Source organism: Legionella adelaidensis, from assembly GCF_900637865.1.
Classification (GTDB): domain Bacteria; phylum Pseudomonadota; class Gammaproteobacteria; order Legionellales; family Legionellaceae; genus Legionella_A; species Legionella_A adelaidensis.
The window spans coordinates 145,388-164,469 of record NZ_LR134433.1; the positions used below are offsets into that span (position 1 = coordinate 145,388).

The following is a 19,082-nucleotide window of genomic DNA, read 5'->3' on the forward strand; positions in this document are numbered from 1 at the left end:
TTCGCTAATTTTTATTTGAGATGTTTCCATAGTCAACTCCGCAAATGAAACAAATTATGATTCGATAATAAATGTTTCACTCAATGCAAATTATTTCAGCAACAATTTTTATGGTTTAAATTACTATCATTTAAAGAAGTTTTTTATAAAAGGGGTTTATGAATAGGTTTATAGTAAGGACAAAGGGTAAATTTTAAATTACTTAAGCCTCTTTATTGCTGCCTCATAGGCTTTGCTTTTATCTCTTTGGCCAACTGCTACAACCATAACGGTTACGGAGTTTTCATTTACTTGATATACTAGGCGGTAGCCATCTTTTAATAATTTAATTTTATAGCAATGACTTAGATCGCCATGGAGTTTTGATTTTGGTACATGAGGATTATCTAGTCTTTCGGCCAGCTTTTTTTTAAAGCGCTTTTTAATGCGATTATCAAGATTGTTCCACTCCTCTAATGCTTTTGGATGAAATGATAACTTATAGGTCATCTAAGCTAACTTCAATTGGGGTAAATTTCTTAGATAATCTATTTTTAACAATTGATGCAAGCAATAAATCATCACCTTGCTCTTCTAGTAAAGCCATTATTTTCTTGAATGTTTCAGCAGGAACCAAATAGGCTGCGGGTGAGTTATGATTTAAAATAGCAACAGGATGCCCATGAGCACCATTTATAAGCTTTGTTGGATTCTTTTTTAATTCGCTTATGCTCGCTACAGAAGAAACCAGTACGCGTTCCATAGTATTTACACCTCTCTCTTTAATTTGACCTAAATATAGGTCTCATTATTGGTCTTATTATAGGTCGTGACAATATTTTAATCAATACTGTCATATGTCTTTTCCCTCTAATATGTCAAAAGAGGATATAAAGCGCCTAAGTAATTGCCCTAGCCTAAAACAGGAACAAATACTCAAGACTTAAGACATTCCATACCGACATGTTACTATTCATTTCATTACTGCAAATAAAGAGGACATTAAAATGACAAAACGTATCTTCATCGTTGGTCATATGGGCGCGGGTAAATTTATATTTACTGAAGCATTGGCTAAAAAATTGGGGTGGCAAATCGTCGATGCCAATCCAAGTATTGAGCGTTATATTGGTCGACTAACACATGAAATTTTAGGTGTAGAAGGTGAAGCGGCGTTTAATCGGTGTCAAGCTGAGATCATTTCTCATTCTATTGAAAAAGAAAATGTGGTGGTTTTACTGGAAGAATGTGTTGTGTTAAGTGAAGCGTGCCGGAAGTTATTGTCTTCCGAATTTGTTGTTTATTTGAAAGTATCTATCCCTACGCAACTTGATCGTATGAAAAACGCACAGGCTCCCTCGCTTCCGGTAGCTGATATGAAAATTTTTTTGGAAAAACAACATGCCGAACGCGATGGTTTTTATGAAGAAGTAGCTACTTTGATTGTTGAATCCACCGGCTATTCTGACGAAATTGCGGAAATCAACAAGATTGTTGAGCAAGATGTTAACAAAGTTATGCAAGCTTTGGAAAAGCAAAGGTAGTATTCTCTTAAGTTGATAGCAGCTCTTGTATTCCTGAGCGGCTATCTGCCCCACCTACTTTCAAGGCGCATTATTTTGTGCGAGGCAATCCATGATAATTTTCACTGACTCGTTGATAGAACATTTTGATGTATCAATCGTCAATGACTTGGTTTCCCAAGGCTCATAGTCTCGATGTAAAACATCTTGCCATGTAGGTAAGTTATGGCCCTCTATATCCGCAACTCTCTCTTCTACCCGACGTTGGTGCTCTTTTTGGTTTGAACAAATTAGTTCAATCTCAAAAAATGGAGTATTTGTATATTTCGCCACCTCAATCCAATCCTGTCTTGTAATGGTAATGGGATTCACAGAGTCAGCTACGACATCCAAACCCAAAGCTAAGTTTTCTTTCGCAATAGCATAACTGATTTCATAACCCTCAGGCCCTATCATTGAGAAAGCAGGGTACTTATTCAAATTCTTTAGCGTTTGCTCGATAGTATCCACTCTTAAGTATACAGCCTTTAACTGCTTGGCGACTTCTTTTGCAATCGTTGTTTTACCTGTTCCCGGTAATCCACCAAAAATAATCAACATAATAACCGACCCTACTTTATTTTTTGCTTAAACTATATTTGAAAATACGAGCGACACCCCTAATTCGCTAAAATTTTTCGCTGAATTCCTGGTATTTAAAATGCCTGCCAGCTTGTAAAAGATTTGCCAAAAATTCATATTAATGAAATATTCAACCAATAGAAATTAAAAAATTCAAACATGACTATTTCCTATGACGATTTTGAAAAAGTTGATTTACGGTCGGGGATTATTGTGAGGGCGGAGCCCTTTGAGCGAGCTAAAAAACCAGCTTATAAGGTTTGGGTTGATTTTGGCCCCGCGATCGGAATTTTACAAACTTCTGCCCAGATTACTATCCATTACACACCAGAATCTTTGATTGGCCGACGAGTTATCGGTTGCGTTAATTTGGGAGAAAAAAATATTGCAGGTTTTACTTCGCAATTTTTATTAGTAGGTTTTTCTGATAATTCCGGGGCTATTTGTTTAGCATCGGTAGATGCGCGTGTGCCCAATGGACAGAAATTGCATTAACTTTTGAATTTATTATTTCTTAAGAGGGGCACTAAAGTCTGTTCATTTGAATCTGATAGATTTTTAACAAAAGAAAATCTTTCTTAATAATGAGAGAAGACTGTGGCATCTTTTCGTTGGGCCTTTGGACCTAGCATTTAATATCTAACTATCTCGCTTATATTGAGAGTTAAGACAAGGACTATTTAAATGCATCATTCGCTTCCCTTAATTACTACTATTGCTATGGGCTTTGCTTTGGCATTAACCCTTGGCTTAATTGCTACTCGTTTTAAGATTCCAGCATTGGTCGGTTATTTATTAGCGGGTGTGGCTATTGGGCCATTTACCCCTGGGTTGATGGCGAATGTAGAAATTGCCCAAGAACTTGCTGAAATCGGGGTTATGCTGCTGATATTTGGCGTTGGGTTACATTTTTCATTATCCGATTTGATGCGGGTCCGCAAGATTGCTATTCCTGGTGCGATTGTTCAAATTGTTGTAGCAACCCTGCTTGGAGGATGTACTGCAATCATGTGGGGTTGGAATTATGGGAGCGCACTAATTTTCGGACTTTCGCTGTCTGTAGCAAGCACGGTTGTTCTATTGCGAGCCTTGGAGGAGCGAGGCGCCCTCGATTCGATTAATGGCCATATTGCCGTGGGTTGGCTTCTAGTCGAAGACTTGGTTATGATTGTTGTGCTTGTTTTACTCCCTCCACTATCACACCGCCTTGGTAGTTCATCTGTCGGTATGGTCCAACCTTTATGGCTTGTCCTGAGCCTAACCCTTGTTAAAGTATCCGCTTTCATTGCATTCATGCTTTTGGTCGGTCGACGGTTTTTTCCGAAGTTGCTCTGGCATGTTGCCCGAACTGGTTCACGTGAATTATTTACTTTATGTGTTATTACTGCTGCAATTAGTGTTGCCTATGTAGCTTCTAAGTTATTTGGAGTTTCATTTGCCTTAGGCGCTTTTTTTGCGGGGATGATTATGCGTGAGTCTTCACTAAGCCATCGTGCTGCCGAAGAATCCTTACCCCTTAGAGAAGCATTTGCAGTATTATTCTTTGTCGCAGTGGGTATGCTGTTTGATCCTGCGGTTTTGGTTCAACAACCCTTACAAGTGTTAGCTGTAATAGGTATTATCGTTATTGGAAAATCCATTGCAGCTTTTGCACTCGTTCTTGCTTTTCGCTATCCATTGCGAGCAGCACTAACCGTATCAGCAAGCCTGGCACAAATTGGTGAATTCTCATTTATCCTGGCAGAACTCGGGATACGCTTAGGCATGTTACCCAAGGAAGGACAAAACTTTATTCTTGCCGGTGCACTGATATCCATAGCCATTAACCCTCTTATATTTAAAGCTATAAACCCCATTCAAGCATGGATAAAATCCTACCCCAAAATGCTCAGTTTTTTTGAGCGTTCAAGCGATCCATTGGCTGAATTGCCAATGACTACTAAAGAAGAATATCTAGCAGGGCAAGTAGTATTAGTGGGTTATGGTCGTGTGGGGAAGCGTGTGGCTCATTTACTTTCTGAAAAGGCGATACCTTTTGTTGTTGTTGATGAGAACCGCGAAATAATTGAAAACCTCCGCGCCACTAATTTTCCTGCAGTGTATGGAGATGCCTCTGATCCTTCCGTGTTAATTCAAGGCCATATTGCCCGAGCCAGTATGCTCATCATTGTCATCTCAGATACTATTAACGTAAGGAAAATGATTCGATATGCTTGCCAAATAAACCCAGACATTGAGGTTATCGTTCGTACGCACAATGAGGAAGAAGCAGGGTTACTACAAAAAGAAATTACCGGGAAAGTATTTTTTGCCGAGGGGGAAATAGCCAAGAATATGGGAGAGTACGCCTTAAATCGCTATGGAAAATTATGAGCCATTTCCGAGCTATTAAACCCCAAATTGAACTAAAAATCTTCCCGCTTGGACTGGTAATTCCAAAAGCGAGGGAGGGAAAGACAGCATAGTCCTACACCGAGAACACATAAAATGCCGCCTGATAATAAAGCAAAGGGGATTCCTAAGCTCGCGGCTATCAAGCCCGCTCTGGTATCTCCTAATTTGGGGCCGCTTAAATAACTCATCATTTCAATCCCTGCTAACCTGCCTCGTAGTTTTTGTGGAATGGTTTCATTCCATAAACTCGATCGAAAGATCCCGCTAATTGCATCAAATGCACCAGCTAAAGCCAGGAAAAATAAGGCCCACCATAATGAACTTGCCAAGCCGAATCCAACAATAGCCAATCCCCAAAGAGCAGCAGACAATGCTATGGCTCTCCCATCATGGGTAATCTTATTGGTCCAACCACTGATAAATGAAATGACTAACGATCCCACCGCCGGCGCAGCATAGAGAAAACCTAACGTTTTAACACCACCAAATTGTTGTGCCAATGCAGGGAAAAGCGCATTAGGCATAGCAAAAATCATTGCAAAAAAATCTACCAAATAGCTGCCAATTAATTCTTGACGACTCATAGCAAAAGAAAACCCTTCTTTCAAAGAAGTTAAAATGGAGGGATGCTCGGCATCTTCTGGTGAAGGGATATGATGCATTAATACAATACTCAATAATGAAAACGCAAAGGTAAAAAAATCCACTAAGTAAGTAATTACTATGCCATAATGCGCAAGGATTAACCCCGCAATTGCAGGCCCTACAATCATACAAAAACTAAACTTGAAACCTCCCAATGCACCTACTTTTTTATAATCCTCAGGTTTCACTATTTGTTGAATAATGCTATCAAAAGCAGGCCTGTGTAGACCCACAATCGCTGACATACAGGAAGAAATTATGAATAACGGGAGTACTTGAGGTTGGGCTGTATTAGCATTGATAATTAAACCGAGTGTACCCAAAGCAAGGAATAGTTCGCTACCAATTAATAGTCCACGTCGATTATAACGATCGGCAAAAACACCGCCAATAAGCGCTGTAAAAAGCAGCGGGAGCAATTGGGCAAGACTCAGCAAACCTACCATTAGTGTGGAATCGGTAAGATCATAAATTTGATAGGGGAGCGCTACTCCAGTAATCATCGTCCCAATAAAAGAGATAAATTGACCGGAATAAATTAAACGAAAGTTACGGTTTTCTTTTAAAATTGATAAATCGAGGAAATAACTCATAAGCTGCAAACAAAATAAAGATGATTATATCGCGATTAGAGTTCCATACAGAGAAAAATTTTAAGTTTTAATTTACGCTTTTCCTTTAGGGGCCGATAAAAAAGTTTTTGGGAACAAATTTATTATTTTGCCTTCAGCACCACACCCAGTCTGTCCTCATTTTGCACTAATAGTTATTGATAATCATTATCATTTAGTATAGAGTTAGCTCTCCTTCATCTCTGTCCATTGATATTATGCAAATAAAAAAATTACCTAAAAAATTTTTAATCTACTCCTTAACTTTTGGCGCCAGTCTTATTTTGGGTTTATTAAGTTTCGGCGGGATGTTTTCTTTGTTACCCATAGTGTCTTTAGCACTTGCTTCTCTTGTTTTATCAGTAGCCTATGAAGGTGAAATTTATTTACAAAATATGAAGGGCGCTTTAAATAAATTATTTAAAGCAAATTTTGTGGAGCGCCAATTGGGGAATGAATTTCTTCTTACTCATGCTTTATCTGATAAAAGGAACGTTCCACAATTTGTAATTGACTATAAACATCAATTACAAATAGTTCATGCCTTTGGTCATGAGCGTTTAAGCCCTGCAAGTGCGTGGGAAAAGAAACGAGCGGAAAAAACATTAAAAGATATGGAAAAATATTTTTCGCATTTACTTTTTTCCAGCATGAGAAATAGTAAAGATCCCTATGTCAATGAGTTATTAGCGTGGATGGACAAACATCAGCGCAAATCATGGAAAGAAGCCACACGTCATCGCCGCTCGCTCTTCAATAAAGTCAAAGTGTTTACCCTTTTCTCTGGATTATTTATGGGGCTTGGGAGCACTTATTTATTAATGGAAACCTTTGCCGCGATTCCTCTTCTCGCAGCGATACCAGTAGCCACTCTACCCTGGCTAATTATTCCTATGGCGATTATAGCGGGATCTGCCTATGGTTTACTGAGCTTTAATGCTATTACCGATCTAATTACTAACAATACCATTTCCAATTGGTATACGAGAGTAAGAAATGAATTAAAAAAAGGAATTAGTCTTTATAGTGTTTTTTTAGCGAGTACTGCACTGCTATTGACTACCTTAGCCATTGCCTTGACCGTTTGTACAGCGGGTACCTGGTGGACCGTAGTAAAAGAGACAAAACCTCTTTTCCATTGGATGACCAGAATGCCTGGTTTTATTATGGGTGTTATCAACCCTCTAATTACGGGTTTATCTTCGGTGTTTTTTAATCTCCAAAACTCGGCCGAATCTTTAGATTTAATTGATAACGAATTAAAAAATCCCGAGGGAATATTTACACGCCTTCGTAAGTGGATTTCAGAAAGCTATCAAACACTGCGTGAAAATGAAAATTGGATACAAATTTTTAATCCTTTCCGCATTGTCTTAAAGCTTACTATTACCCCGTTACGGATTATTTTATTTTTAGGGCATTTAATAAGTATTGGAGTAACTGCCGATCGCGTGCCTGGAATTTCACAAATTCTCTCGGCATTATTAGGAATTATTAGTGAAGGCTTTGAAGATGCCCATTACTTTTATAATTCTTCACATCATCATAAAAGTCATTCAGATAACGAAGCGCATGCGCATTGTCATCACCATGATCATGAAGGACATGACCATGATCATACGCATGAATCTGAAGAAGCCCATATGGCGGATATGCTCAAAGAACGCTTGGCGCCTGGCCATAGTCATAATCATGACTTGGATTTGCCCACTAAATTACTAAAGTTTGTCTTTGCACCGATTTATTATTTAGCCGCTGGTTGGGATTATTGGGCTAGTGGTAGAAAAATGAGCTTTACCCACGCAGTACAAAAACAGAAAGGTGAAATTGAAGAAGATATAGCTCCACCTGATCATTTAGAAAAGCCTTCGATTGATTGGCAAAAACAACATATTAGTTTCCGCATTGATCGGTTTAAAGAGAAGCATCACCCCTCTTTCATAGGCAGCGATGCCACTGAGGAAAAACGTAACAGCTTAGCGCTTTTGAAAAGCGCTATCATGAGCGCGGAAGATCCAATTACACGGTTGCAAAATGAAAAATTATCCCGGTATGCTAAACATCGGATGTTTTTCTCCAGCGGCGAAACGCGGACTCAGCAGTTTGTGCGGGAGTTGCGGGAACAGGTTGGACCAAAGATCTGACCTATTGTTACCTTTTTTGAAATAATAGGTAAATGAGTAGATAGATTACTAATTCAAAGATATTACCCCACGTTTTTTTTAACCTGGTTCCCTTTCTGGCGGGTTCCTGTCACGGCAGGTATCCGCATGCGAGTAAACTGTGCGTGTGGGAGCCCTCCTTTCGTGTATTTAATTTTTTAGGCATTCATGACATTACCCTTATCAGGGCTGAGGGTGTTAACCGAGGAGAAAAAAAGAAACAAGATGCGCTTGCTAGTGCATTCCAGCAAATAGATAAAATAATGAAAGTTGAAAGTACGGCAAATGAATAAACTTTATAATATAAAAATTTCAATCCGTTCCTTTCCTTTACCTGGATTTTGACGTTTTAAACGAATTTGGCCTATTTCACCGGTACGTTTTACATGCGTACCGCCACAGGGAACCTGGGCAAATTCATTGATTTTCCAATACCTTCTTTCATTCTTTTCGTCACTAAATGCACTGATAATTTCCTCATCTATATCAATAATGTGCTGAGCTTCCTCCTGAAGTGAGTTAATAAAAGGAGAAATCTTCTCATACCACTGAAAGTCTATCCGAGCTTTGTCTTCTGCAATATGAGCACCCACTTTCACTACATCTGAAAAACGTCGACAAACAAGCTCCAATACCAGTTCCGCTGCAAAATGCAGTCTCATTAATTGATAGCGCCTCCTCCAATCAATCAGTACTAGTACATGATCTCCTGCTTTTAATTTATGATCAGAAGGAAGCTTATAGTAAATTTGCTTTCCTTCTTTCCTTGCCTCTAATACTGGGTAATCCTCTATCGTTCCACAATCACTCTCTTGTCCTCCAGAAAATGCATAAAAAATAGTTTCTCGCAATGTGATTTCATCATTCTCGAGCGTATCGACTACCGTATTTAACTCTGTCAAATACGGATTATCCCAAAAAACTTTCTTTGTCATATCAGCTTCCCAATTGAGTGGCGCCTGATGTGCGTTTACGACGCATGGAAAGCAAATTATACTATTGTGCGCTATAACGCACAATAGGCGCTATCCTCATCATTTATAATCTATAACCTCAAAGAAATCCCATTAGCATTCTAAAGCTCAAAAAGTTGAAAAAATGGATTTAAGATTTGTTTTTTTTATCTCAGGACCCGGGGTATCTTTAATAGAACTCACGTAGGTCAATAAGAAAATATCCTCCGAAAGCTGATTTACTTTGAATGAAGTTCCAATATGGACGGATTTATCTTCACTTGCAAGCCAGCGTACAACCTCGGCTTTATCGTATACAGTTGAACTACTTCCAATTTCTATAAACTCATCATCGATTAAATCAACCAATATATCTAAAGAATCGGTTCTATCTAATAATTGTTGCTCTTGTTTAATCAATTGACTAGCAATCGTATTTTTCATTATTCCTCCTAATTGCGCTCAAGTGAGTACTCCAAGATCTATTTAACGTGTTAGCTTTTGGCAAACTGCAATACGTGGTTTCTCAAGGAGAAAGAAGTCTTCTAACAAATTCAGAGCCTTCAATTTGATACTCCCAGACGTCAGACAATTCATCCAAGCGGTAATCATAAAATACAAATCTCAAAGGTTTTACTGATATTCCGCAATAATCTTTTGATAACGGCAATGATTGTTCTTGTTGATTATGCTCTGCTATTTGTAATCTTTTATCTTCTAGCAACTGCTTATTTTCAATTGGCAAGCCCGATGTTGGCGCATAGCTACAAAAACGAATTTGCGCAAGTTTTGGATAAGTCTTCCAGTAATCCCTATTCTGCGTTTCTGATAAAAACATGGCTTCCCCTTCCACAATAACCTCTCGTCCCGACAGTTCAAACCAGAAGGTCAACGTCACAGCTGGGTTCTTTTTTATTTCCTCAACTTTGCGCGTTCGTTTTTGGGTAAAAAAAAGGAGTTTATCTTCCTTAATTTCACGAATAGCAACCACGCGGCCGTGTGCCTGTCCATTTATTCCTTGCGAGGATAATACAGCATGTTGTGCATAAGGAATGTTTGCGGATTTTTCCTCTTCCAGCCATGTTTTTAATAACTCAATGGGATGCATCTGCGTTCCTGCCTTTAAAACCCTTTTACATTACTCTAATAAGCTCTTTAACCCTGCCAAGTGCGATTTTGCTAACACTTTTGATTGGTGCTCATTTTTCTCCCCTGTTTTCCCATACCACTCTAAACTTTCTTGTGGTAATTCGTCTAAAAATCGGCTGGGGAGGCAGTCTTGTAGTTCGCTTCCTTTGCGTCTTTTTTTGGCTAAAGTAAAGCATATGTTTTTTTGCGCCCTGGTTATGCCCACGTAGGCTAAACGCCGCTCTTCATCAATTTGCTCATCTTCGATACTAACCTTATGCGGCAGTAACTCTTCTTCCATCCCGACTAAATATACATGAGGGAATTCCAATCCTTTGGAAGCATGTAGAGTCATTAGCTGTACCGTTTCATGTTCTTTTTCGTCAGATTGCTCTAAGATGTCTATTAGAATTAGCTTATTAACAACATCCATTAAATCTGTGTCTTCTTCTTTATTTAATAATCGTTGTACCCATTCTAATAGCTCCCACACATTTTCCATTTTTTTTTGTGCTTTAGCGGGTGCGTCTGTTTGTTCATAGACATAGGCCTCGTAGCCAATGGCTTCTACCATTTCTCGCAAGGTTTCTAATACTTTCTCTTTTTGTTCACAACGCTCTTTAACATCTAGTATCCATTCTTTAAATTGAGTTAACGCTTTTCTTGGCTTTTCTCCCACCAGCTCCGACAAAGCCAAGTGATCGCATGTGTTAAATAAACTGGATTCTTTTGATTGAGCGTATTGCGCCAGATACGTTAAAGTCGTTTCGCCAATGCCTCTTTTGGGAATATTAATAATACGTAAAAATGAAGCATCATCATTAAAGTTACAAAGTAATTTTAGGTAAGCAAAAATATCTTTAACTTCCGCTTTTGAAAACCAAGATTGTCCTCCGCTAATTTTATAAGGGATGCCTTGGTGCCTTAATTGTTTTTCAAACAACCGGGATTGATGGTTACCGCGGTATAAAATGGCATAGTCTCCGTAAGCGGTGCGATTTCTGAATTTATGGCTGATTAAATCGGCTATGACTTGCTCTGCCTCATCCTGCTCATCTTTGCAACAAATTACTTTTAATGCTTCACCATATCCCAGATTACTCCATAATTTTTTATCAAATAAATGCGAATTATTGGCAATAAGATGATTGGCAGCGTGTAAAATTCTACTGGTTGAACGATAATTTTGCTCTAACTTAATAACTTTTAATTGCGGATAATCCGTTTGTAATAAAGCCAGATTTTCTGGTTTGGCGCCTCGCCAGGCATAAATTGATTGGTCATCATCTCCAACTACTGTAAATCTTGCCCGCTCCCCTACCAAAAGCTTTACCATTATATATTGACAGGTATTGGAGTCTTGGTATTCATCAATTAATAAATGACGAACATTTTGTTGCCATTTTTCTAAAGTTTGCGGGTTTTTGCGCAATATCTCCACGGGTAGACGAATAAGATCATCGAAGTCTACCGCGTTATATGCTTGCAAAGCACGTTGGTAGAGAGGATATATTCGCATGGCCTCTTCGTATAAAGGATGTTCAGATTGCTGATAGGTAATGTTTTCCGGTAAAAGTAGTTCATTTTTCCAGCGTGATATTAGATGCTGAATAGAAAATAGCGTTTCTTTGTCATTGGCTCTGGAAGAGGGTAGAAAGCTTTTTAATAAATTCGCAGAGTCTTCACTATCAAAAATGGAAAATCCCTTTTTCAAATCCGTTAGTTGGACCTCTTTTTTAATAATGGTCAGTCCAAGAGTATGAAAAGTAGCAACATTTAAACCCCTGCGAGACGAGCTGGCGACGACTTTATTCACCCGCTCACGCATCTCATTGGCTGCTTTATTGGTAAAGGTAACCGCATAAACGTTCTTGGCTAAATAGCCGCACTCTTGAATAAGATAGGCAATTTTTTGCGTTATCACTCGCGTTTTGCCACTGCCCGCACCGGCTAACACAAGAAGGGGGCCGTCTATGTATTTAACAGCTGCCGTTTGTTGAGGATTTAACATATTTTTATAAACACCAAAAAGAGGGATTATGCCACGTAAGGGATAGGCGGGGTAGGATTCTAAATTCTTTATGTTAGAATCCATTTTTTATTAGCTTTGTTATTTCTATTTATGGTTGAAAACGATACGGTACAACGTTTTATATTTGAACATGGCAGTATTCGCGGCGAGATTGCCCATCTCTACGAGACTTATAAAGCCATTATGAAACAACACCCTTACCCTGAAGAAGTTCGTTCCTTATTGGGTGAGGCTCTTATTTCTTCTGTTCTTATTGCCAGCAGCCTAAAATTTGAGGGAGAAATTAGTATTCAATTTCATGGCGATAAACGCTTGCCGCTTTTACTCGTCCAATGTGACAATGATCTTCATGTTCGTGCTTTCGCCAAATTTGAAAAGAAAAAAGGTAGAAAGAAAATTGACTATAATAAAGCCTTCCTGGAAGGAAAAATGGTGTTAACTATTAGTCAATACGCTAGTACCCAGTCTTATCAAAGCGTAGTGCCTATCTATTCCACTTCAATGGCGGAGAATTTAACCAATTATTTTCAGCAGTCAGAGCAGATTGAAACGCGTGTGTGGCTGGCAACGAATAAAGATAGAGCCGCAGGGATGTTTTTACAACTAATGCCTGGATTAAATACATCAGAACGCGAAGAAATTTGGGAGTATGCGGTTCAGTTAGGGCAAACGATTACACCAGATGAATTATTAAACTTAGATAATCGCACTATTTTGCATCGCTTATATCATGAAGCGGAATTAAGACTTTTTGAAGAACGAGTCGTTAGTTTTCGTTGCCGTTGTAATCCTGAAAAGATGAAACAAGTGCTAACCGTGTTAGGCGAAGAAGATGCCAATGCTTTAATAGCAGAAAAAGGCGAAATTGAAGTGAACTGCGATTTCTGTAATCGGCATTATACTTTTGATGCGATTGATGTCGCTTTGTTGTTTAGAAAGTAGTCTCATTGCTCAGAGCAGAGCTTCGCCAACCCTGGATATACCGCTGTCTCCTGGTTGGCTAGCAACCAGGTTACTTGTTAAATTCATTTCCAGAGGGCCCTCTCTTGTAATTAATGTAATACTCCTTTCGATAAAATAATGTTGTTCACTTCGGTTAACTTGAAATATTCCCCTCTCATAGCCTGTAAAACCTGCTGCATTGTAAGAAATTGCTTACTCAATTGATAATAAAGTTTGGCCACTTCTTTGGCATGTAAATCCCCTACCGTTAAATAAGCGGCTTGCCCCATCTCGCTAAAGTAATCGAGACTTACATTGCGCCTACTGGCCATCCCAGGGAACAATCCACAGAATAAAAGGCTTTTATCTCCCACTTCTTGTAAAAGCTCTACCTGGCGTCTTCCTGTCCTGTGCATAGACTCAAGAAAATCCAGTGCAATGACTGATTCAAGCAGTTTCGTTTTTTGCGAAAAACGCATAAGTAGGAAAACGAGATAACTTTCCGTGTTTTCATTTAAAACCAGACTAGTGGCAGCTTGTGCTTCATTAACCAGTGCATGCCACTGGCAGGTATCGGTGGGATGTAAAATTAATTTATTCATGTAATCCACCTTTTTTTAACCCTTTCACTTTTAGTGTAGCAAAATCAGTATAAAATGTATTAACTTTCAATAATTTTTGAACATCTTTTAAAATTCGTCAAATGATGGATTTCAATGTATAATTGCGCAAAAACTGCATTATCTTAAAAAAGTAGCTAAAAGCAGTGGTAAGCCAGTGAGAGCATCAACCCGCTATTTGTAATCTGGCAGCTTAACTTTCATTTTTAAGATAACCTTCAGCTGTTTAAATCATTTCACAGGTAAAACTCGCAAAGGCTTTTATGATAGAAAAAATTCGCAATGTAGCCATTATTGCTCACGTAGATCATGGCAAAACAACCCTCGTAGATAAATTATTACAACAAACAGGCACCCTAAATGAACGTGGTCCGCAAGTAGAAAGGGTAATGGATTCAAATGCTTTAGAAAAAGAACGCGGCATTACTATTCTTGCCAAGAACACTTGCGTGTACTGGCAAGGCTATCAAATCAATATTGTAGACACCCCGGGACACGCTGATTTTGGCGGGGAAGTAGAACGCATTCTTTCTATGGTGGACAGTGTATTGTTACTGGTAGATGCTGTTGATGGACCTATGCCTCAAACACGTTTTGTCACCCAAAAGGCTTTTGCTCGTGGTTTAAATCCTATTGTCGTTATCAATAAAATAGATCGCCCCGGAGCAAGACCCCATTGGGTTATGGACCAAGTATTTGATCTATTTGATAATTTAGGCGCAACCGATAAACAGTTAGACTTTCCGGTCGTTTATACTTCTGCATTGAATGGTTATGCCAAGCTTGATTTGGAAGCAGATAGTAATGACATGGATCCTCTACTGCAAACAATTGTAGACTGTGTCAATCCACCTGAAGTGGATGAAACTGGCCCTTTTCAAATGCAAATTAGCTCGCTGGATTACTCTTCCTATGTAGGCACGATTGGTATTGGAAGAGTCACACGAGGCCAGATTAAAGCAAAATCTCCAGTTAAAATCATTGATAAAGATGGGGCCGTACGTAGTGGTCGACTTTTGCAGCTACTAGGGTTTAAAGGGCTTGAGCGCGTAGAGATTGAAGAAGCGAGTGCCGGAAACATCATTGCTATTACTGGAATTGATCAGCTCAATATTTCAGACACTATTTGCGATCCCAATAATGTGGAAGCGTTGCCCGCCCTTAGTGTAGATGAGCCGACTATTAGTATGACGTTCCAAGTTAATGATTCTCCTTTTGCAGGCATGGAAGGGAAATATGTTACTAGCCGCAAGATTCGCGAACGCTTACAAACTGAGTTACTCCATAACGTTGCCTTACGAGTCGAAGACACTGAAGACCCCGATAAATTTAGAGTCTCCGGACGTGGCGAGTTACATTTATCGATCCTTATTGAAAATATGCGTCGAGAAGGCTACGAACTCGCAATTTCCAAACCGGAAGTTATCCTTAAAGAAGAAGAAGGCGCTCTTCTAGAACCTTATGAGCGGGTAACTCTTGATGTGGAAGAGAATCATCAAGGCGCTATTATGGAAAAGCTCGGGGAAAGACGCGGCGAAATGCAGAATATGCAACCCGATGGGAAAGGCCGGGTTCGTTTAGATTATATTATTCCTACACGTGGTCTTATTGGTTTTCATACAGAATTTCTTTCCAGTACTTCTGGAACCGGATTGATTTACCACGTATTCGACCATTATGGCCCTGCAGTTAAAGGACGCATTGGTAAACGGGTAAATGGCGTGTTAATTGCTAATTGTGCGGGAACTGCCCGTGCATTTGCCTTATTTAACTTACAGGACAGGGGTAGAATGTTTATTGAGCCGCAAACACCTTCCTATGAGGGAATGATTGTCGGAATTCATTCACGTGATAATGATTTGGTAGTGAACGTCACTAAAGAAAAACAATTGACCAATATCCGCGCTTCCGGTTCGGATGAAAATATTATTCTGACACCACCCATTAAATTGAGTCTTGAGCAAGCTTTAGAATTTATTGATGATGATGAATTAGTTGAGGTGACTCCTCAGTCTATTCGTTTACGCAAAAAAGAACTGAAAGAGTCGGATCGTAAAAGAAGTGCACGGGTAACAGAGGATTGAAATGCCAAATACCACTTTCCAACGCATTATCTTATACGCGCGCCAGCATCGTGCTAATCAGGGGGTAAATGAAACATTACACCGTTTAATTGATTATTTAGCAGCCAATCATTTTGCTACTTATCAGGATGAAGAAACTGCTCATAGTTTTAATCTCCCTTTGCCCATCTTGCAAAGGGATCAAATGCATAATAAAAGTGATCTTATTGTAGTTGTTGGCGGGGATGGCAGCTTGCTATCCGCTGCCCGAATGGCCATTAAAGTGGATGTACCGGTAATCGGGATTAACCGCGGCAGACTTGGGTTTTTAACCGATATTTCCCCTCATAAAATGGAACAACAATTAGATGAAATTTTAAGCGGGAAATTTCAGGAAGAATCGCGTTTTCTGTTAAATACCTCCATTAGCGATGAAAAAACCCAACACTATCAATGCGACGCTTTGAATGATGTAGTTTTGAGCCGAGGAACAGAAACACATTTAATTGAATTCGATGTGTACATTAATAAACAATTTGTAAGTCACTACCGCGCAGACGGCCTGATTGTTTCTACCCCGACTGGTTCAACGGCCTATTCATTATCGGCAGGGGGGCCAATCATGCACCCACAAATTAATGCCATGATTATAGTCCCTATGTTTTCTCACAGTCTTAGCTCGCGCCCTCTTGTTTTTGATGGGCAATCAGAAGTAGAAATTCATATTAGTGAATCCAATGAGAGCGAGTTACAAATAAGCTGTGATGGTCATGAATCAGGTATTGTTAAACCCGGTCAAAATATTCTTATCCGCAAAAACAAACAACAGCTACGCTTATTGCATCCCAATGAGTATCATTATTATGATACCTTAAGAATAAAACTCGGTTGGGGTAGTAAACCCTAAGGCAATAACATGCTTGCTTCCTTACGTATTGAAAACTTTGCTATTGTTTCCTTTTTAGAATTGGATTTTAAAAATGGTATGACCGCTTTTACTGGCGAGACGGGCGCTGGTAAATCCATTATGATTGATGCCTTGTTACTCGCGCTAGGGGGTAGAGGAGAAGCTTCGGTAGTCCGGCCTAATGCAGAAAAATGTGATATTTGCGCTACATTTTTAATAGAAGCGAACTCACCGCTTTATCAATGGCTAATAGAACATGACATTCCTTGCGATGAAAAAGAAATAGTACTGCGTCGTACTATTAATAGTGAAGGCCGCTCGAAATCTTATATCAATGGTTTACCTTTCCCGCTACAAAAAGTGAAGGAACTAGCAGAAACAGTGGTAGATATACATGGGCAGCACCAGCACCAAACTTTGCTTAATCCAACTACTCATAGACTACAGCTCGATCAGTTTGCCAATCATACACAACTGCTGGAAAAAGTAGGTAACGCTTACCACGCCTATCAGAAAATTGCCAAACAAATAGACAGCTTAAAAGAACAAGGAAATACAACAGAAAGGCAAAGTTTGCTGCGTTTTCAACAAGAGGAGCTTCAAAAAGTAGATGTAAAAGAGGGAGAGATACAAGTATTACATGAAGAACATCAACTGTTACACCATGCTAAGGAATTCTTGCATACCTCTCAAACTATCGCAGGAATATTAAATAACGAAGAAAATCACAATATATTAAGTGGTTTACATCAAATTTTGCAGCTACTCGCCACATTACCAAAACTTCCCCCCATTCAAAGTACTTCCGAACTTATTAACACCGCTATCATCCAATGTGAGGAAGCTCTGGATGAAATAGAAAAATTCACTCAGGATATTGAATTGGATCCCGAGCGTTTACAAGCCGTAGAAGAACGTATGGGCCTATTGCATCAAATTGCACGCAAATACCATATTGATCCCTCGGCTATACCGCATCATCTAAAACACATTGAAGAGGAGCTCGAGCAACTCCAAAATAGCCAAGGGCTTATCCTGAAATTAGAAGAGGAATATATACAAAAACTTAACGAGTATGAGTCCTTAGCCGGGAAATTAAGAGAATCACGGCAGGAAGCAGCGAAGCATTTAACGCTTGAAATTACCAAAACGATACAAAAGCTGGGTATGCCAAAGGGATTCATTGCCATTGATATCACTCCTTTAGAAAAAAATACGGCATATGGTATGGATAAAGTTGAATACAAAGTCTGCACTAATCCTGGGATGCAGCCAGAGAGTCTTGGTAAGGTGGCCTCAGGGGGAGAACTTTCGCGAATTAGTTTAGCTATCCACTTGATTACTGCCCAAAAGGGTTCGACACCCACTTTATTATTTGATGAAGTAGATGTAGGTATTGGTGGAGCTACCGCGGCCCTCGTTGGTCAATATTTACGAAAGTTAGGCGAACGATTACAACTATTTTGTGTTACCCATCAACCTCAAGTCGCCGCATGTGCACATCATCACTTTTTTGTGGAAAAATTTACTAAAGAAGAAGAAACTTTTTCTAAAGTGAGCCTACTTTGTGAATCAGAAAAAATAAACGAAATTGCCAGAATGTTAGGTGGTTTGACTATTACTGAGCAAACTCTTTCCAATGCGCGGGAACTTTTCTTGCTAAGTCAAGGGCTTAAAGCAAACGAACCTGCATAGAATCTATTGACCATGTATAAATATTGGACTAAAATTCAGCCCGCTGTACTTCTTTTTACTTAAATAGAGGGTATTATGTCCTACAAAATGTTCCCCCACACTGCTACTCTTTACGCTGAAACTTCTCAGTTACTAGGTTTTATGAGTCGCGCGGAAAAATTTAGTATCAAAAACCAAATCCATGTAGAACTTATCAACAAATGCAGTTTACAAGTTGAGCAAAGACTTCTTAAATTACAATCTATCGACAAAAAAATCTTAATTGGTTTTGCATTAGGCACTGGCGCTTTTCTTCTGTCCTGGTTATTACCGCTAACTACCGTTGCAATGATCGGGTTCGCTTATGGAGCTTATCAATTAGGCTTACGTCAAAATGCATTCAGTGAATACTCTCTAGCCTTGGAAAATTTAGCTAATTGTTGTGTATGGTCTTTAGGAGATGTTGCTACTGGTGGGGGTACCGAGTTACTAAACCATACCACGATTAAAAATATGATTAAAACGCTTGGCCCATTAACTAATCCCAATGGCCAGGATTTAAAAGACTTTATTGACGATGATATTGAAACACAAATTATCGAAGACGTACAAAAAATACGTAGCGAGATGGAGGTTGAAGGCTATAGATTAACTCCTGAGCAACAAAACATTGTCTATAACGCTTATGGATATAAAAAAGGCGGACCTCTGAATATTTTAATGGCGGTTGTTTTTGCTATTAAAAATAGCTTCTTTAATCAAAGTCAGACTAATGACGCTCAAGCTCAATTGGCGAGTAGGTTATAAATAAAGAATGGCCTTTTAGCG

The 19,082-nt window shown here is 39.2% G+C and carries 19 protein-coding genes; 10 read left to right on the forward strand and 9 right to left on the reverse strand.

Translation table 11 applies throughout. The annotated features are described in order from the left end of the window. Positions 1-198: 198 nt before the first annotated feature. Together EL206_RS08100 and EL206_RS08105 are read right to left on the reverse strand one after the other, a co-directional pair. A complete protein-coding gene (locus EL206_RS08100; RefSeq protein ID WP_058461425.1) occupies positions 199-489 on the reverse strand; it encodes a type II toxin-antitoxin system RelE family toxin in 291 nt (96 codons plus the stop codon). Beyond that, complete coding sequence (locus tag EL206_RS08105; protein WP_058461426.1) at positions 479-742, reverse strand: type II toxin-antitoxin system prevent-host-death family antitoxin; 264 nt, start codon at positions 740-742, stop codon at positions 479-481. Before EL206_RS08105 ends, EL206_RS08100 begins: the two co-directional genes overlap by 11 nt. A gap of 244 nt (positions 743-986) precedes the next feature. Between EL206_RS08105 and EL206_RS08110 the strand changes: the two genes are divergently transcribed. Continuing rightward, on the forward strand, positions 987-1,523 hold the full coding sequence (locus EL206_RS08110; protein ID WP_058461427.1) for a shikimate kinase: 537 nt from the start codon (positions 987-989) through the stop codon (positions 1,521-1,523). A gap of 60 nt (positions 1,524-1,583) precedes the next feature. Here the strand turns inward: EL206_RS08110 and EL206_RS08115 are convergent, their stop codons facing one another. Next, entirely contained in the window at positions 1,584-2,102 is a 519-nt protein-coding gene (locus EL206_RS08115) for a P-loop nucleotide/nucleoside kinase family protein (protein ID WP_058461428.1), read from the reverse strand. A 180-nt stretch (positions 2,103-2,282) separates the two neighbouring features. Between EL206_RS08115 and EL206_RS08120 the strand changes: the two genes are divergently transcribed. Both EL206_RS08120 and EL206_RS08125 read left to right on the forward strand, forming a co-directional pair. After that, positions 2,283-2,618: a tRNA-binding protein gene (locus EL206_RS08120; protein ID WP_058461429.1), complete on the forward strand. Its 336-nt coding sequence runs from the start codon at positions 2,283-2,285 to the stop codon at positions 2,616-2,618. 189 nt (positions 2,619-2,807) lie between these two features. Then, positions 2,808-4,496 (forward strand): cation:proton antiporter domain-containing protein, encoded by a 1,689-nt coding sequence (locus EL206_RS08125; RefSeq protein WP_058461430.1) that lies wholly within the window; start codon positions 2,808-2,810, stop codon positions 4,494-4,496. A gap of 32 nt (positions 4,497-4,528) precedes the next feature. On the opposite strand, the gene EL206_RS08130 is transcribed toward EL206_RS08125, so the two are convergent. Then, on the reverse strand, positions 4,529-5,755 hold the full coding sequence (locus EL206_RS08130; protein ID WP_058461431.1) for an MFS transporter: 1,227 nt from the start codon (positions 5,753-5,755) through the stop codon (positions 4,529-4,531). Positions 5,756-5,991: 236 nt separating this feature from the next. Here EL206_RS08130 and EL206_RS08135 point away from each other — a divergent pair, with 236 nt between their 5' ends. Next, the gene (locus EL206_RS08135) at positions 5,992-7,917 is read left to right on the forward strand and encodes a hypothetical protein (RefSeq protein WP_058461432.1); all 1,926 of its coding nucleotides are present in this window, start codon (positions 5,992-5,994) and stop codon (positions 7,915-7,917) included. A gap of 143 nt (positions 7,918-8,060) precedes the next feature. Continuing rightward, complete coding sequence (locus EL206_RS09995) at positions 8,061-8,228, forward strand: hypothetical protein (RefSeq protein WP_157058186.1); 168 nt, start codon at positions 8,061-8,063, stop codon at positions 8,226-8,228. 3 nt (positions 8,229-8,231) lie between these two features. On the opposite strand, the gene EL206_RS08140 is transcribed toward EL206_RS09995, so the two are convergent. The 4 genes from EL206_RS08140 to EL206_RS08155 all read right to left on the reverse strand — a co-directional run bounded on the left by EL206_RS08140 (position 8,232) and on the right by EL206_RS08155 (position 12,027). Continuing rightward, the gene (locus EL206_RS08140; protein WP_058461433.1) at positions 8,232-8,870 is read right to left on the reverse strand and encodes an alanyl-tRNA editing protein; all 639 of its coding nucleotides are present in this window, start codon (positions 8,868-8,870) and stop codon (positions 8,232-8,234) included. Between the two features lie 147 nt (positions 8,871-9,017). Next, the gene (locus tag EL206_RS08145; RefSeq protein WP_058461434.1) at positions 9,018-9,332 is read right to left on the reverse strand and encodes a nuclear transport factor 2 family protein; all 315 of its coding nucleotides are present in this window, start codon (positions 9,330-9,332) and stop codon (positions 9,018-9,020) included. 82 nt (positions 9,333-9,414) lie between these two features. Further along, positions 9,415-9,996, reverse strand: a complete 582-nt coding sequence (locus EL206_RS08150; protein WP_058461435.1) for a pyridoxamine 5'-phosphate oxidase family protein — start codon at positions 9,994-9,996, stop codon at positions 9,415-9,417. 30 nt (positions 9,997-10,026) lie between these two features. Continuing rightward, a complete protein-coding gene (locus EL206_RS08155) occupies positions 10,027-12,027 on the reverse strand; it encodes a UvrD-helicase domain-containing protein (RefSeq protein ID WP_058462347.1) in 2,001 nt (666 codons plus the stop codon). Between the two features lie 111 nt (positions 12,028-12,138). On the opposite strand from EL206_RS08155, the gene hslO reads away from it, so the two are divergent. Then, on the forward strand, positions 12,139-12,990 hold the full coding sequence (gene hslO, locus EL206_RS08160) for an Hsp33 family molecular chaperone HslO (protein ID WP_058461436.1): 852 nt from the start codon (positions 12,139-12,141) through the stop codon (positions 12,988-12,990). Between the two features lie 110 nt (positions 12,991-13,100). Here hslO and EL206_RS08165 read toward each other — a convergent pair whose 3' ends face one another. Beyond that, the gene (locus tag EL206_RS08165) at positions 13,101-13,592 is read right to left on the reverse strand and encodes a hypothetical protein (protein WP_058461437.1); all 492 of its coding nucleotides are present in this window, start codon (positions 13,590-13,592) and stop codon (positions 13,101-13,103) included. A gap of 281 nt (positions 13,593-13,873) precedes the next feature. Here EL206_RS08165 and typA point away from each other — a divergent pair, with 281 nt between their 5' ends. The 4 genes from typA to EL206_RS08185 all read left to right on the forward strand — a co-directional run bounded on the left by typA (position 13,874) and on the right by EL206_RS08185 (position 19,061). After that, positions 13,874-15,694 carry a translational GTPase TypA gene (gene typA, locus EL206_RS08170; protein WP_058461438.1) on the forward strand — a complete coding sequence of 607 codons (1,821 nt, stop codon included), beginning with the start codon at positions 13,874-13,876 and terminating at the stop codon, positions 15,692-15,694. A 1-nt stretch (position 15,695) separates the two neighbouring features. Next, a complete protein-coding gene (locus EL206_RS08175; protein ID WP_058461439.1) occupies positions 15,696-16,580 on the forward strand; it encodes an NAD(+) kinase in 885 nt (294 codons plus the stop codon). A 9-nt stretch (positions 16,581-16,589) separates the two neighbouring features. After that, the gene (recN, locus tag EL206_RS08180; RefSeq protein ID WP_058461440.1) at positions 16,590-18,275 is read left to right on the forward strand and encodes a DNA repair protein RecN; all 1,686 of its coding nucleotides are present in this window, start codon (positions 16,590-16,592) and stop codon (positions 18,273-18,275) included. A 141-nt stretch (positions 18,276-18,416) separates the two neighbouring features. Next, entirely contained in the window at positions 18,417-19,061 is a 645-nt protein-coding gene (locus EL206_RS08185; protein WP_157058187.1) for a hypothetical protein, read from the forward strand. Positions 19,062-19,082: the final 21 nt, after the last annotated feature.